Consider the following 15766-nt stretch of genomic DNA (forward strand, 5'->3'; position numbering starts at 1 on the left):
GGGCTTTTGCGGGGGGAGGGTCACTTGCGGAACGGGGCGTAGTCTTCGGGATCGATGGCGAGCTTGAGCGCTTCGAGGCCGGCGCGGGTCCAGCCGGGGGGCTGGGTGACCTCGTACCAGGCATCGATATAGTTGCGCGGCGAATAGACGTGTCCGTAACCCACCGGCGGGGTCTGCGCCAGCGCCGCGTCGAGCGCCAATTGCAGGAAGGTCACCACCGGATACCAGTTGAGCGCCGGAGAGACGTCCGGCCCGCGGGGCGGCTCGAACCAGGCCGGGCGGCGCCAGTCGGCGTCGAAGGAGAAAAAGACGATGGGATCGCTGGCATATTGCAGGAAGACGATGCGCATCGGCCCCCAGGGCAGGCCGTCCCATCCGGCGGCGCCGGACTGGTTCATGAAGCGGATGGCGGAGGAATTGCCGAAGCGCGGCAGCCAGGCCGGCGTGCCGGGCTGGCGGCTTTCGGTGACGCGGCTCCAGATCGGGCTGGAAAAGGGCGGCCCGGCCCAGAGCGCGCCGTCGAAGGGATCGGCCAGCACGTCATAGACGGTGGTGGAATTCTGCGAGGCCAGCGCGCCCAGGCTGAGGCCGTAAAGATAGAGCCGGGGCCGCCGGTCGTGCGGCAAAGCGGTCCAGTAGTCATAGACGGTGTTGAACAGGGCCCGGGCCGTGGCGGTGCCGTAATCGGGCTCGATCCACAGCGACAGCACGCTGGTGAGATAGGAATATTGCACCGCGACGCTGGCGACGTCCCCGCCATGCAGATATTCGAGCGTGTCTACCCCGGCCCGGTCCACCCAGCCGGTGCCCACCGGCATGATCAGCACCAGCGCCGAGCGTTCGAAGGCGCCGATGCGCTGCAATTCCGCCAGGGCCAGTTCCGCCCGGGCCTGCGGATCGGGCGCCGAGCGCAGCCCCACATAGGTGCGCAGCGGCTCCATGGCGGGCCTGCCGGTCATGGCCGCGATGTCGGCGGCATCGGGACCCGATTGCACATAGATGCGCGAATCGCGCCCGATCGTCGTCCAGTCGATCAGCGAGGCGGCGCTGCCGGTCTGATACCAATGGGCGGGCGGCGGCCCTTCGGTGGGCACCAGCGCGTCGAGCCGCTCGTAAAAGCCGTCGGCGGCGCGCAGGGCGGCGCGCAGGAAGACATTGTTGACCAGCACGCTGGCCATGACCGCCACCAGCAGGATGGCGACGACGAAGGCGGCGCGGCGCGGCATATGCGGCATCAGCCAGCCCCAGACGAGGCGGATGAGGGACACCAGCAGCTTGCCCACGACCAGCAGGCAGGTGGCCACCGGCAGGGAGACCACGGCGATCAGCAGCGGCTGATATTCGTCCACCGGCGGCATACCCATGACGGCGCGCACCGAATTCTGCCAGGAATTGGAATAGAAAAGGGCCAGCAGCACGAGGCCGATGCACACCAGCGCCACCAGCACGCCGAGCGCCCGGGTGACGCGGCCCGGCGGCACTTTGAGCCCCAGATAGCCCCAGAGCCAGTGGGCGAGATTGCCGAAACCGTAGCCCAAGGCAAAGCAGCAGCCGGACAGCACCCCCTGCACCGTCTCGGTGCGCGGCAGCAGGGACGGGGTGAGCGAGAGCGCGAAAAACACCGAGCCGGCCAGCAGGCCCGGCGGGGAGAGATGGTGGGCGAGGGTTTCCCACAGGGCATTGCCCCTGCGGGTCCAGCCGGCCGTGATGCGGGGGCGCGTGGCGGTCATGGCGCTAGGTGAACCCGGAGGGCGGGCGCGGTCAACCGCAAGCGGCGATCCCTCCCCCTTGAGGAAAGGGTTTGGGACAGGGGTCCGTGCTGCCGATTTTCTTGATGAAGCAAGCGGATTTCCCGACAAACCCGAACCCCCACCCTCGGTCCCTCCCCACAAGGGGGAGGGAGGTGAAGGAGGCGGGGAAACGGGCGAAGGGCTCGGAATGGGCCGGGGGCTTCGCTATATTACGCGCAAGGAGAATCGTTCTTGTCCATCCGCCAGCTACCCGAAGATCTGATCAACCGCATCGCCGCCGGGGAGGTGGTGGAGCGGCCGGCCAGCGTGGTCAAGGAACTGGTGGAAAACTCCATCGATGCCGGGGCCCGGCGGATCGCCGTCACCACCGCCAATGGCGGCATGGACCTGATCCGCATCGTCGATGACGGGCGCGGCATGGACCGGGACGACCTGCTGCTTTCGGTCGAGCGGCACGCCACCTCGAAACTGTCGGCGGACGATCTCGACGATATCCGCACGCTGGGCTTTCGCGGCGAGGCGCTGGCCTCGATCGGCTCGGTGGCCCGGCTGGCGGTGGCCTCGCGCCCCGAGGGGGCGGAAAGCGGGCTGGCCCTGGTGGTCGACAATGGCCGCCGCAGCGGGCCGCTGCCGCAGGCGATGAACCGGGGCACCGCCATCGAGGTGAGGGAGTTGTTCGCGCAGGTTCCGGCACGACGGAAATTCCTCAAGAGCGCCCGGGCCGAGGCGGCGGCGATCACCGATGTGGTCAGGCGCCTCGCCATGGCCAATCCGGAAATCCATTTCATCCTCGAGGGCACCGATAGAAGCGCGGCGAACTGGCCGGGGGTGAGCGGGGATGGCGCGCTGGCGGCGCGGCTGGGACAGGTGATGGGCGGCGATTTCGTCGACAATGCGGTGACCCTGGCGGCGGCGCGGCACGGCGTGGTGGTGGCCGGCATGGCGGGCCTGCCCACCTATACGCGGGCCAATTCGCTCAGCCAGTTCTATTTCGTCAATGGCCGCTCGGTGCGCGACAAGGTGCTGGTGGGGGCGGTGCGGGCCGCCTATGCCGATTACGTCTTTCGCGACCGGTTTCCGGTGGTGGCGCTCTATCTGGCCGTCGATCCGGCGGAGGTGGACGTCAATGTGCATCCGGCCAAGGCGGAGCTGCGCTTTCGCGACCCCGGGGCGGTGCGCGGCGCGGTGATCAGGGCCATCGGCACGGCGCTGGCCGCCGCCGGGTTCAAGGCCTCGAGCAGCGTCGCCGACGACATATTGGGCGCCTTCGCCGCCCCGGGAATGGCCGAGCCCGCGGCCCCCGCCCCGGTGGCGCCGGCGCCGTCCTCCTACCGGCCGGCGGCAAGCTGGGGGAGCGAGCGGGCGCCGCTGCATCTCGACCGCCATCCCGGGGTGCTGGCCGGCTTTGCCGCGCCCAGTGCCCGTATGGAGACGCGGGAGGAGACGGCGGCAAGCCCCGACTATCCGCTGGGCACGGCGCGCACGCAGATGTTCGACAATTACATCATCGCCCAGAACGACACCGGCCTGTTGTTGGTGGACCAGCACGCGGCCCATGAGCGGCTGGTCTATGAACGGTTCAAGGCGCAGCTCGCCGACGGGCCGGTGCCCTCGCAGGCGCAGCTCATCCCGGTGGTGGTGGACCTGCCCGAGGAGGATTGCGCGCGGCTGGAGGAAGCGGCGCCGGAGCTGGAGAGATTCGGGCTGTTCCTCGAGCGCTTCGGGCCGCGGGCCGTGGCGGTGCGCGAGACCCCGGCCCTTCTGGGCAATTCCGACATTGCCGGGCTGGTGCGCGATCTGGCCGACGGGCTGGCCGAATGGGACAGCGCCGCCGCGCTGACCGACCGCATGGAGGCGATCATCGCCCGCATGGCGTGCCACGGCTCGGTGCGCTCGGGGCGGCGGCTGCGGGTGGACGAGATGAACGCGCTGCTGCGCGACATGGAGGCGACGCCGCATTCGGGCCAGTGCATCCATGGACGCCCCACCTATGTGGAGCTGAAAAAGGCCGATATCGAGCGGCTGTTCGGCCGCAGCCGGTGAGGGTGGGAACGCCCGCGATGAAAATCCATGAGGACGATCCATGACCAGCGGCATCCATCACGTCACGCTCATCACCGCCGAAGTGCAGGCCAATGTGGATTTCTATGTCGGCTTTCTGGGGCTGCGGCTGGTCAAGCGCACCGGGGGCTATGAGGACCCGCGGCAACTGCACCTGTTCTACGGCGATCATGCCGCCTCCCCCGGCGCGCTGCTGACCTTCCTCGTCTGGCAGGGCGGCTCGTCCGGGCAGGCGGGAGCCGGACAGGCCAGCGAGGTGGCGCTGGCCATCGCGCCGGGCTCCACCGGGTTCTGGCTGGAGCGGGCCTTGCGGCAGCAGGTCAAGGTGGAGGGCACGGGGCAGGAATTCGGCGAGAGCGTCTTGCGCCTGCGCGATCCGGACGGGGTGATGATCAAGCTGGTAGGCGCCGCCCTGCCCGCGCTCGACATGCCCCGCGGCGATATCCCGCCCGAACACGCGATCAGGCGCATTCGCGGGGCCACGCTACTTTCGGACGTGCAGGAGGAGACCGTGGATTTCCTCACCCGGCATTTCGGCTTCCGCGCCGGGGCGAGCGAAGGGCCGGTGCGGCGGCTGCTGTCCGATGCGGGCGACGTGCTCGACATCCGCGATGCCGGCGGCTTCTGGCCGGCGGCGCCGGGCACCGGCACCATCGACCATGTGGCGCTGCGGGCGGCGGACGCAGCAAAGGTCGAGGCGGTGGAACGGGCGCTGCGCCAGCGCAATGCCAGCCTGACCAATCTGCACGACCGCAATTATTTCACCTCGCTCTATGTGCGCGAGCCGGGGGGCATATTGATCGAGATGGCCAGCGACGGGCCGGGCTTTACCGTCGACGAGCCGGTGGAGGCGCTGGGCACGACGCTGTTCGTGCCGCCCGATACGCCGGACCCCGAGGCGGTCAGGGTCATGCTGCCGCAATTCGGCCTGCCGGGCGAGGAGCGCGTGATCTATCGCGACCTCATCTATACCCACCGCTTCCACACGCCGGCGGCGCCGGACGGAACCACGCTGGTGCTGCTGCACGGCACCGGGGGCGACGAGGCCGATCTGATGCCGCTAGGCCATCGCGCCGCGCCCCATGCCACGCTGCTGGGGCTGCGCGGGCGCAGCACCGAAAGCGGGGTGCGGCGCTGGTTCATGAGCCTGGCGCCGACAATCCCCGACCAGGCGGATGTGCGCTTCGAGGCCGGGGCGCTGGCGGCGTTTTTCGAGGAGGCGCGGAAGGCCTACGGGCTGGACGAGGCCAAACTGGTGGGCCTGGGCTATTCCAACGGCGCCAATCTGCTGGGCGCGGCGCTGCTGCTGCATCCGGGGCTGGTGCGCCGGGCGGTGCTGATCCGTCCGGTCATGGCGCTGGACGCGGCGCCGGGGCTGGACCTGTCCGGCCATGAGGTGCTGGTGCTGGCAGGGAGCAAAGACGCCTATCGCGGCGAGAGCGAGAAACTGGCGGCGGCGCTGGGCGATGCCGGGGCGGCGGTGACGCTGCGCGTGCTGGAGGCGGGACACGGCATCGGCGATGAGGATGCGCCGGCGATCGGGGAATGGCTGGCGGGTGAGCGCCCGAAGTAAACACTCCCCTACAAGGGGGAGTGTTTACAATGGGCTGCTGGCACAATTTATCCCCCACACCGGGCTTCCCTCGGGCTTGACCCGAGGGCCTCTGTCCACGTGTAGGAAACCCGGGCTTCGGGGCGCCCAGGCCGGCCCTCGGGTCAGGCCCGAGGGCAGCAAAGTGCTTGTGTGGGCAACAAATATCAAACCAGAAGCATCCAAAGTAAACACTCCCCCTTGAGGGGAGGGAGGCGAAGGGGCCGGCCTCACAGATTTTTCCATATGCGATTGCCCTGCCACAAGGGGGAGGGAGGCGAAGGGGCCGATTCGCCTGACAATGAAAGGCCCTAGCCGAAGACGCTGGCGCCGCGATCGGCCACGCCGACGAGGCTGCGGAAGGTGGCGAAGAGTTCGCGGCCCATGCCGAAATGCTGGGGGCGGAGGTCTTCGAGGGCGGGGGTGCGGGCGAGGAATTCCTTTTCGTCGCCGAGGAAGGTCAGGGTGCCCGCATCGGCGTCGAGCCGGATCATGTCGCCGTCGCGGATCTTGCTGATCGGGCCGCCATCGACCGCCTCGGGGGTCATGTGGATGGCCGCCGGCACCTTGCCCGAGGCGCCGGACATGCGCCCGTCGGTGAGCAGCGCCACCTTGAAGCCGCGGTCCTGGAGCACGCCCAGCGCCGGGGTGAGCTTGTGCAATTCGGGCATGCCCAGCGCCCGGGGGCCGGAAAAGCGCACCACGGCGATCATGTCGCCGGTCAATTCGCCCGCCTTGAAGGCGGCCTGCAGCCCCTCCTGGCCGTGGAACACCCGCGCCGGCGCCTCGATGACGCGGTGCTCGGGCTTGACGGCAGAGACCTTGATGACCGAGCGGCCCAGATTGCCGGTGAGGAGCTTGAGGCCGCCGGTCTGCTGGAAGGGCGCCGCAACCGAGGTCAGCACCTTGGGCAGAGCGCTTTCGGCGGGGGCCGCCTCGAAGCTGAGCTTGTCCTCGAGCAGCTTGGCCTCGACCGTATAGCCCGACAGGCCGGTGCCCCAGACGGTGCGCACGTCCTCGTGCAGATAGCCGCCCTCGAGCAGTTCGCGGATGAGATAGCCCATGCCGCCGGCCGCGTGGAAATGGTTCACGTCGGCAACGCCATTGGGATAGACGCGGGCCAATAGCGGGGTGGCGTCGGACAGATCGCTCATATCGTCCCAGGTGACCTGGATGCCGGCGGCGGCGGCGATGGCGATGATGTGCAGGGTGTGGTTGGTGGAGCCGCCGGTGGCGTGCAGGCCGACGAGCCCGTTGACGATGGCCTTTTCGTCGATGACATGGCCGATGGGGGTGTAGTTGTTGCCCTGGCTGGTGAGCGAGAGGGCGCGGCGGGTCGCCTCGCGGGTGAGGGCGTCGCGCAGGGGCGTGCCGGGATTGACGAAGCTGGCGCCCGGCAGGTGCAGGCCCATGATCTCCATGAGCATCTGGTTGGAATTGGCGGTGCCGTAGAAGGTGCAGGTGCCGGGCGAGTGGTAGGACTTGCTTTCGGCCTCGAGCAGTTCGGCACGCCCGATCTTGCCTTCCATGTAGAGCTGGCGCACCCGGGCCTTTTCGTCATTGGGCAGGCCCGAGGGCATGGGGCCGGCGGGCACGAAGACGGCGGGCAGATGGCCGAAGGCCAGGGCGCCGATCATCAGGCCCGGCACGATCTTGTCGCAGATGCCCAGATAGACGGCGGCGTCGAACATGTTGTGGCTGAGCGCGATGGCGGTCGCCATGGCGATGACGTCGCGCGAGAACAGCGACAGGTCCATGCCCGGCTGGCCCTGGGTGACGCCGTCGCACATGGCCGGCACGCCGCCCGCCACCTGGGCGGTGGCGCCGATCTCGCGGGCGGCCGCCTTGATGAGGTCGGGATAGGACCAATAGGGCTGATGGGCGCTCAGCATGTCGTTATAGGAGGTGACGATGCCCAGATTGAGCGCCTTGTCCCCGGCCAGCGCCGCCTTTTCGGCGGGCGAGCAGGCGGCGAAGCCATGGGCGAGATTGCCGCAGGACAGGGCCGTGCGGTGCACGCCCTTGTCGCGGGCCGCATCGAGGCGGGAAAGATAGTCGCGGCGGGTTTCGCTGCTGCGCGCCGCAATGCGTTCGGTCACGTCCCTGATGGCCTGGCGGACGGTCATGTGCATCTCCATAGGTTCGCAAGGGCGCGCCAAAGGGGGGCCGCTGGCGCGGGTTTTCCTTGCATCGATGACTGGAACTCCACAGGCGGCCGGGGCGGTCGATTGGGGATCGCCCCGGGGGCCTCAGGGGCACCAGTAAACTGTGACCGGCGCGCCCGAGCGCAGCACGGCGCGGATCGGCATGTCCTCGACCGGTCCGTCCTCCAGCGCCTTGTCGAATACCCGCGACTTCTCCTCGCCCTCGATATGGAGGTAGAGGCCGTCGGTCTCGAGCAGGCGCGGCAGGGTGAAGGTGATGCGCGGCTCGCCGGCGCCGGGCGCCCGGATGGCCAGGGTCGGGCCGGCGGCCGTCAGCGCCTCGTCCAGCGTGTCGCCGCCGGGAAAGAAGCTGGCCGTGTGCCCGTCATTGCCCATGCCCAGGATGACGGCGGCGAAGGGCAGCGGCAAAGTGGCCATCAGCGCATCGGTGCGGGCGACGGCGTCGGCATCGGGCTCGGAACCGCCCGAATAGAGCGGGAAGAAGCGCGCCACGGCCGCCGGGCCCTGCAGCAGCTTTTCATTGACCAGCCGGGCATTGGAGCGGTCGCTGGTCTCGTCGACCCAGCGCTCGTCCACCAGCGTCACCACCACCTTGTCCCAGTCGATATCCCTGGTCTTGCCCAGCGCCTGGAAGAATTTCCCCGGGGTCGAGCCGCCGCTGACGGCGATGGCGGCGGCGCCACGTTCGGCAATGGCGGCGCGGATGCGGTCGGCAACCGATTCGGCCAGTTCGGCGGCGAGGGTGGGCTTGTCGGCAAAGCTGCGGCGATCAATGGTCATGCAAGTGTCTTTCCAATTTGGGCCGGGCCCTCGTTCCTTCGTCTCCCTCCCCTTGAGGGAAAGGATCGAGGGCGGGGTCCATCGGCGGGCCACGATACCACCCCCTGCCCCGCCCTCCCCTCAAAGGGGAGGGAGGGCGGAAGGCGGCTAAGAATTCGGCCCCTCATACCAGGTGCGGCCGTCGCGCTCGATGAGGGCAACGGCGCCGGTGGGGCCCCAGGTTCCGGCGGTATAGGTCTGGGGCGGCTCGGAGGAGCGGTTCCAGGCCTCGCGGATGGGGTCGATCCAGGCCCAGGCCGCTTCCAGCTCGTCGCGGCGCATGAACAGGGTCTGGCTGCCGCGGATGACGTCCATCAGCAGGCGCTCATAGGCTTCAGGGGTCCGCTCGGTGAAGGTCTCGGCGAAGGACAGGTTGAGCGGCACTTCGCGCAGGCGCATGCCGCCGGGGCCCGGGTCCTTGATCATCATGGTGAGCTTGACGCCCTCGTCGGGCTGGAGCCGGATGATGAGCTTGTTGGGCCTGGGGGCGCCTTCGGCGTGGTCGAAGATGGAATGGGGGATGGGCTTGAACTGGATGCAGATCTCCGAGACGCGCTCGGCCATGCGCTTGCCGGTGCGCATGTAGAAGGGCACGCCGGCCCAGCGCCAGTTCTCGACCTCCACCTTGAGGGCGACGAAGGTTTCGGTGCGGCTGCCCTTCTTGTCCTCGGGCAGCTCGTCCTGATACCCGGCGACGGAGGCGGTTTCGGATTTGACGCCGCGATACTGGCCGCGCACCGTCTTGGCCGCCACCTCGCCATTGGCGATGGGCCGCAGGGCGCGCAGCACCTTGAGCTTCTCGTCGCGCAGGGCATCGGAATCGTCGCTGGCGGGCGGCTCCATGGCCACGAGGCAGAGCAGTTGCAGCATGTGGTTCTGGATCATGTCGCGCAGCGCGCCGCTCTCGTCGTAATAGCCGCGCGTGCCGGCGCCGACGCTTTCGGCCACGGTGAGCTGGACGTGGTCGATATGGGCCGAATTCCACACCGGCTCGAACAGGGTATTGGCAAAGCGCAGGGCCAGCAGGTTCTGCACCGTCTCCTTGCCCAGATAATGATCGATCCGATAGACCTGATCTTCCTTGAAGATCTTGGCCACGCCGTTATTGATCTCGACCGAGGAGGCGAGGTCGTGGCCCAGCGGCTTTTCGATGACGACGCGGGCGTCGCGCCGATAGAGCTTCTTCTTGTGCAGATATTCGGCGATGGGCTCGAACAGGTCCGGGGCCACCGCCAGGTAGAAGGCGCGCACCACCTCGGGGTCGTCGCGCAGCGCCGCGCCCAGATCGCCAGCCTCCGCGGGCTTGCTGGCATCGACCGGCACATAGGAGCAGATATTGATGAAGCGCTCGATGGTATCGGGGTCCTGATAGTCCTTCTCGACGAACTGCTCGAGCGCCTCGCGCACCTGCTGGCGGAAATCGGCATCGCTGAGCTTCGAGCGGGACGCGCCGATGATCCGGCTCTGCTCGTCGAACTGCCCGTCCATGAAGCGGTGATAGAGCGCGGGCACCAGCTTGCGCCTGGTAAGGTCGCCGGTGGCGCCGAAGACCACGTAATCGAAGGGCTGGACGGGAATGATACGGCTGGACAACTGGGCGGACCCCTTAGTTTGAGGCGAAGTTCTGCCTGGCGAGGAGCACCGCGCCATGCAGGGGTTCGTAGCTGGGCAGAGCGACAAAGTCACCGTAGCGCTGCTGCAAAAGCGGAAAAAGCCGCTGGCCCAGCCCGCCGACCACGGCCATCACCGCAGCGCCATGGGACTTGAACCAGCGCACATAGGTATGAATATGGCCAAGCTGCATCTCCAGCAGCTTTTCGGCCACGGGGTCCCGGCGCTCCAGATGCTCGAACCAGAGCGGCATGAGCTTGCCATATTCCCCCGGGGCGCGGCCCACAAGGGCGTCGTCACACCCTTCGGTGCCGTCGCTGCTGAGCAGCTTCAAATTCATCTCGGTGGCGAAGGACCAGGTCATGGCGGCCTGGTTGTCGCCGCCCAGCGCGGCAATGACGGCGCGGGTAAGGGGCGAGGCCTCCACCAGCCCATCCTCGGCCTCCACCGCGTGGCGGACCAGTTCGCGCCCCAGAATGGCGCCCGACATCTGATCGCCGATATGAAAGCCCCAGCCGCCGGCCTGATAGCGCCGCCCCCCGACGATGGACATGGCGGCCGAGCCGGTGCCGATGATGATGACGCTGCCCTCCCCGCCATCGAGCGCCCCGGCATGGGCGATGTCGATATCGTCATAGACCTTGACCCCGGCAAAGGGCCATTGCCGTGCGGCGAAGGCATCGCGGGCGGTATCCATGCGCCCCCCGGCCATGCCGAAACAGGCATGGGTGTCGGCGGCGCGCGCATAATCGATACCCGCCGCCGCAAAGACATCCCGCGTGCCATCGAGAATGGCCCGATAGGCCGGCTCGCCGCCGTCGATCTGGAGATTGGAGCGGCCATTGCGCGCCTCGGCGAGCGTTTCCAGATTCTCGTTGGCGAGGCGAATGCGGCAATTGGTGCCGCCGCCGTCAACGCCAAGATAATATCGCGGCACGAGATGCACTCCGTTGGATGGGCGGAAGGCGAAGGGCGGCCCCGGCCGGCCGGTTTCCGCCACTCCCGCAATCGGGGGTCGTTTCGGCGCGGACCATAATGCCAAAGACGCTAAGACGAAAGTAGCATGGGAGAGAAATTGCGCGCTTCGCGGCGGGGCCGGCCCATATGACGCCCCCGCCGCGAAAAGATGCGCAGGGAACGGCTTGCGAGGCGCGGGAGTTGGGGCGAGTGTAACGGCGGGTTCGCGGCGGAGAAGCTCGCCATCGCATCGCCCGGCCGCGAGGCCCGAAAGGTTGAACATGACACGACATTGCCTGGTTCTGGGCGGGGCGCGCTCGGGCAAGACCGCCTTCGCCGAAAGGCTGGCGCTGCATGCCGGCGCGGCGCCCGCCTATCTCGCCACCGCCGAGGCGCTGGACGCGGAAATGCGCGACCGCGTCGCCACCCACCGGGCCAGCCGAGGCAGCAGCTTCACCACGATCGAGGAGCCGCTGGCCCTGCCCGGCGCCATCCGGAAAGCCGGCAAGGGCCACGACGTCATCCTCGTCGACTGCCTGACGCTGTGGATCACCAATCTGCTGGTCGCCAATGAGGACGTGTCGGTGGCGGTGGGCGAGCTCAGCGCCACCCTGCTCGAATTCCGCCGGGCCAAGGTGATCCTGGTCTCCAACGAGGTGGGGCTGGGCATCGTGCCCGACAATGCCATGGCCCGCACCTTCCGGGACCTGGCCGGCTCGGCGCATCAGCGGCTGGCCGCGGTCTGCGAGGACGTCTATTTCGTCGCCGCCGGCCTGCCGCTGACGATGAAGGGGGAAGCGCCGGCGCTCGAGTGAAGGCCTTTAGAGCCTCATGCGATTTGACTGCATCAAATCGCCGGCTCTTACTCTTTGATACCGCATCTCTTTTGCGAAAAACCGGTCCCCCACTTTTTCGTCCGATGCTCTATGCCTTCGCCGTCCGCCGCTACCGCCACCCCAGCAGCAGCATCAGCGCCAGGGCGGCGCTGAGGGCGAGCAGGATATCCAGCGTGCGGCGGTAGAGCAGCAGGGCGAGCAGGATATCGCTGGGGTTGAGCGCGGCCTTGCCGGTGCCGAAGGCGGGCAGGTCGACCACTTCCCCGTCATAGGCGCGGGGGCCGCCGAGCCGGAAGCCGAGCGCGCCGGCAAAGGCGGCTTCGGGCCAGCCGGCATTGGGCGAATCGTGCTTGCCGGCATCGGCGCGCGCCGTGGCCCAGGCCCGGCTGGGGCTGGCGCCGGGGGTGAAGAAGCAGGCGGCGGTGACAAGGATGGCGGTCAGCCGCGCCGGAAGCCAGTTCACTGCGTCGTCCAGCTTCGCCGCCGCCCAGCCATAGTCGCGATAGCGGGCATCCATATGCCCGATCATGGAATCGGCGGTGTTGACGGCCTTGTAGAGGGCGATGCCGGGCAGGCCGAACAGGACCAGGAACAGCCAGGGCGCCACCACCCCGTCGGAGGCGTTTTCGGCCAGCGTCTCGATGGCGGCGCGAGCGACGCCGGGTTCGTCCAGCCCCTCGGGGTCGCGGCCCACGATATGGCTGACCGCCTCGCGCCCGGCGGCGAGGGAAGCGCGCAGCGCCTCGGACACGGCGCGCACGGCGCGGCCCAGCTCCTTCTGGGCCAGCAGGGTGGTGGCCAGCAGCATTTCCAGCAGCCAGCCCAGAGGCAGCCAGGACAGGATGGTGCTGATGCCCACGGTGACGACGAGCACCGCCAGCAGCAACAGGACGAGGGCGACGAGGCCGGCGAGCCGGCGCTGGGCGGGGCTGCGGGAAACCTTGTTGAGGCGGAGCTCGAGAAAGCCGATCAGGCCGCCGAACCAGATGACCGGATGGCCGATAGTGTCGGTCAGGCGCGGCGGATAGCCGAAGCGGCGTTCGACGGCGAGCGCCAGCGGCGCGATCAGCGGTTCCATGGCTCAGGCCTCCATCGGGGCGGCGAGCGCCAGCAGGCGCCCGATATCGATATGGGTTTCGAGATGGGCGGCCAGTTCGTCGAGCGCCGCCTCCACCCCCGCCTCATAGGCCAGGTCGGGGCTGGCCGCCCCGCCCAGAAAGGCGCGGCGGAACGGATCGGCGGCGAACAGGCCGTGCAGATAGGTGCCCATGACGCGGCCATCGGCGCTGACGGCGCCTTCGTCCGTGGTGCCGATGCGGGCAAAGGGGCGGGCGAGGCCGGGGCCGGCGGTGACCCCCATATGCATGTGATAGCCCGAAAGCGCTTCGCCGCTGGCGAGATGGACGGCGTGTTCGAGCCGCAATTGCTTGGTGGGAGCGAGCACGGTGTCGACCGCCAGGAGCCCCAGGCCGGCGCTGGTGCCGGGCGCGCCCTCGACGCCATCGGGATCGGCGACGGTGCTTCCCAGCATCTGGTAGCCGCCGCAAATGCCCAGCACGCGCCCGCCGGCGCGGTGATGGGCGAGGATGTCGATATCCCAGCCATTGCTCCGCAGGAAGGCCAGGTCGGCGCGGGTGGACTTGGAGCCCGGCAGGAGAATGAGGTCGGCATTGCGGGGGATGGCCGCGCCCGGCTGCACCAGCGTCAGGGTGACGCCCGGTTCGGCCCGCAGCGGATCGAGATCGTCGAAATTGGCGATGCGCGACAGGCGCGGCACGGCGATGTGGAACGCCCCTTCCCCGCCGGAATAGCTCTCGAGCGCCAGCGCATCCTCGGCCGGCAGGCGGGCGGCGGCGGCCAAATGCGGCACCGGGCCGAAGGCGGGCAGGCCCAGGCGCCGTTCCAGAAACGTCCGGCCGCTGGCGAACAGCGCCGGATCGCCGAAGAATTTGTTGACGAGGCTGGCCCGGACCAGCGCCGCATCGCCGGGGTCGATCACCGCCATGGTGCCCACCAGGGAAGCGATGACGCCGCCGCGATGAATGTCGCCCACCAGCACTACCGGCACGTTGGCGGCGCGGGCGAAGCCGAAATTGGCGATGTCGCCGGCGCGCAGATTGACCTCCGAGGCGCTGCCCGCCCCCTCCACCAGCACGAAATCGTGCTCGCGCGCCAGGTCGGCGAAGGCGGCGAGCACGTCGGGCAGGAATTGGGCGCGGTCGGCCCAGTATTGGCGGGCGGTAAGGCTGGCGCGGCGCCGGCCCCGCACCACGATCTGCGAGCCGGTCTCGCCCTCGGGCTTGAGCAGCACCGGGTTCATGGCGGTGAGCGGGGCGCGGCGGGCGGCGCGGGCCTGCAGGGCCTGCGCCCGGCCGATCTCGCCGCCATCGGCGGTGACGGCGGCATTGTTGCTCATGTTCTGCGGCTTGAACGGCGCCACGGCATGGCCGCGATCGGCCAGCACGCGGCAGAGGCCGGCGACGATCAGCGACTTGCCGACATCGGAGCCGGTGCCCATGAACATCAGCGCCCTGGCCATGACGCCTCCTGCTCTGCGGAACCCTCACCCCTAACCCCTCCCCTCAAGGGGGAGGGGGATGAAGGACGCCGCCATTCCGGTGATAGAGGCAGCACTGCAACTCTCGCAGGAAAGGGAAAAGGAGAAGTGTTATGCCCCAGCGATGACGTGGGCGTAAGAGCCCATGACGCGGCCGAGCACGGCGCCCATGGGCATTTGCCTTATGCCTTCGGCGTCGAGCGCCTCGAACAAGGGCGGCAGCCCGGACTGCCGGGCCGAGGAATAGTGGAATTCGTGGCCGTTGAGGCCGGCCGGCCAGGGCAAGGGGCTGTCGTGGAGCAGGCGGCGATAGCCCAGGACGCGTTTGGGCCGGTCCATGCGGCTCACCATGGGCAGCAGGCCGGCCATGGCGTGGCTGTTGCCCTCGGCGTCGATCAGCGCTTCGCCCAGCGCCATGAAGCCCCCGCATTCGCCGTAAAGCAGCGCCCCCCGGTCGCGGGCGGCGGCGAGCCCGGCGTGGAAATTGCCGGCGGCGGCAAGGGCGGGGCCGTGCAGCTCGGGATAGCCGCCGGGCAGGAACACCGCGTCGGCGTCGGGCGCCGGCGCCGCGTCGGCCAAAGGGGAGAAGAAGGAGAGCTCGGCCCCCTGGGCGCGCCAGCCCTCGAGCAGATGCGGATAGAGAAAGGCGAAGGCGGCATCGCGGGCGATGGCGATGCGCTGGCCCAGGGGCGGCAAGGGGGACGGCGGCTTGCCGCCCGGCGGCAGGGGCGCGGAAAGCGCCGGCAGCGCGTCGAGATCGACGAAATCGCCCATGGCCTCGGCGGCGTGATCGAGAAAGGCGGCAAAGCCCGCGACCTCGCCGGGCAGGACGAGGCCGAGACGGCGTTCGGGCAGCACCAGTTCGGGCCGGCGCGGAATGGCCCCCAGGAGCGGCAGGCCGGTGGCCTTGAGCGCCGCCACCAGCATGCGTTCGTGCCGGGCGCTGGCGAGCCGGTTGAGGATGATTCCGGCGACCCGCACCCCGGGCCGCCATTGCGAAAAGCCGGCGACGAGCGGCGCCACCGACTGGCCCTGCCGTTCCGCATCCACCACCAGCAGCACCGGCAGGCCGAGCGTTTCGGCCAGATCGGCGGTGGACCCCACGCCATCGGCGGCGGCATCGAACAGGCCCATGACGCCCTCGACGAGGAGCAGTTCCGCGCCGGTGGCCTGCTGTGCGGCGAGGGCGCGAAGCTGATCGGGCCGCATGGCCCAGGGATCGAGATTGACCGCCGGCCGGCCGGCGGCGAGGCCGAGAAAGGCCGGATCGATATAATCGGGCCCGGTCTTGGCCGGCGCCACCACAAGCCCCTGCCGGCGCAAGGCCGCCAGGAGGCCGAGCGACACCAGCGTCTTGCCCGATCCCGAGCGCGGCGCGGCGATGACGATGCCTTTGGGGGAATGGATCATGAGGGGCG

11 protein-coding genes are annotated in these 15766 nt (G+C 69.1%); 3 read left to right on the forward strand and 8 right to left on the reverse strand.

Annotated elements, in window-relative coordinates; translation table 11 throughout:
- Nucleotides 1-20 precede the first annotated feature (20 nt).
- Nucleotides 21-1730: an alpha/beta hydrolase gene (locus tag ACFOOL_RS11770; RefSeq protein ID WP_380097260.1), complete on the reverse strand. Its 1710-nt coding sequence runs from the start codon at nt 1728-1730 to the stop codon at nt 21-23.
- Between the two features lie 252 nt (nt 1731-1982).
- On the opposite strand from ACFOOL_RS11770, the gene mutL reads away from it, so the two are divergent.
- Nucleotides 1983-3794 (forward strand): DNA mismatch repair endonuclease MutL, encoded by a 1812-nt coding sequence (mutL, locus tag ACFOOL_RS11775; RefSeq protein WP_380097261.1) that lies wholly within the window; start codon nt 1983-1985, stop codon nt 3792-3794.
- Between the two features lie 40 nt (nt 3795-3834).
- Entirely contained in the window at nt 3835-5385 is a 1551-nt protein-coding gene (locus ACFOOL_RS11780) for a VOC family protein (RefSeq protein ID WP_380097263.1), read from the forward strand.
- A gap of 329 nt (nt 5386-5714) precedes the next feature.
- On the opposite strand, the gene edd is transcribed toward ACFOOL_RS11780, so the two are convergent.
- From edd to ACFOOL_RS11800, 4 genes are all read right to left on the reverse strand, one after another.
- On the reverse strand, nt 5715-7529 hold the full coding sequence (edd, locus tag ACFOOL_RS11785; RefSeq protein WP_380097264.1) for a phosphogluconate dehydratase: 1815 nt from the start codon (nt 7527-7529) through the stop codon (nt 5715-5717).
- A 123-nt stretch (nt 7530-7652) separates the two neighbouring features.
- Entirely contained in the window at nt 7653-8348 is a 696-nt protein-coding gene (gene pgl, locus ACFOOL_RS11790; protein ID WP_380097265.1) for a 6-phosphogluconolactonase, read from the reverse strand.
- A gap of 147 nt (nt 8349-8495) precedes the next feature.
- On the reverse strand, nt 8496-9980 hold the full coding sequence (gene zwf, locus ACFOOL_RS11795) for a glucose-6-phosphate dehydrogenase (protein ID WP_380097266.1): 1485 nt from the start codon (nt 9978-9980) through the stop codon (nt 8496-8498).
- Nucleotides 9981-9993: 13 nt separating this feature from the next.
- On the reverse strand, nt 9994-10935 hold the full coding sequence (locus ACFOOL_RS11800) for a BadF/BadG/BcrA/BcrD ATPase family protein (RefSeq protein WP_380097267.1): 942 nt from the start codon (nt 10933-10935) through the stop codon (nt 9994-9996).
- Between the two features lie 301 nt (nt 10936-11236).
- Between ACFOOL_RS11800 and cobU the strand changes: the two genes are divergently transcribed.
- Entirely contained in the window at nt 11237-11770 is a 534-nt protein-coding gene (cobU, locus tag ACFOOL_RS11805; RefSeq protein WP_380097268.1) for a bifunctional adenosylcobinamide kinase/adenosylcobinamide-phosphate guanylyltransferase, read from the forward strand.
- A 130-nt stretch (nt 11771-11900) separates the two neighbouring features.
- On the opposite strand, the gene cbiB is transcribed toward cobU, so the two are convergent.
- The 3 genes from cbiB to ACFOOL_RS11820 all read right to left on the reverse strand — a co-directional run bounded on the left by cbiB (nt 11901) and on the right by ACFOOL_RS11820 (nt 15758).
- Nucleotides 11901-12869 carry an adenosylcobinamide-phosphate synthase CbiB gene (cbiB, locus tag ACFOOL_RS11810; protein WP_380097269.1) on the reverse strand — a complete coding sequence of 323 codons (969 nt, stop codon included), beginning with the start codon at nt 12867-12869 and terminating at the stop codon, nt 11901-11903.
- A gap of 3 nt (nt 12870-12872) precedes the next feature.
- Complete coding sequence (locus ACFOOL_RS11815) at nt 12873-14330, reverse strand: cobyric acid synthase (protein ID WP_380097270.1); 1458 nt, start codon at nt 14328-14330, stop codon at nt 12873-12875.
- Nucleotides 14331-14459: 129 nt separating this feature from the next.
- The gene (locus ACFOOL_RS11820) at nt 14460-15758 is read right to left on the reverse strand and encodes a cobyrinate a,c-diamide synthase (protein WP_380097271.1); all 1299 of its coding nucleotides are present in this window, start codon (nt 15756-15758) and stop codon (nt 14460-14462) included.
- Nucleotides 15759-15766 lie beyond the last annotated feature (8 nt).

The sequence above is a fragment of the Devosia honganensis genome, assembly GCF_042648785.1.
GTDB lineage: Bacteria > Pseudomonadota > Alphaproteobacteria > Rhizobiales > Devosiaceae > Devosia > Devosia honganensis.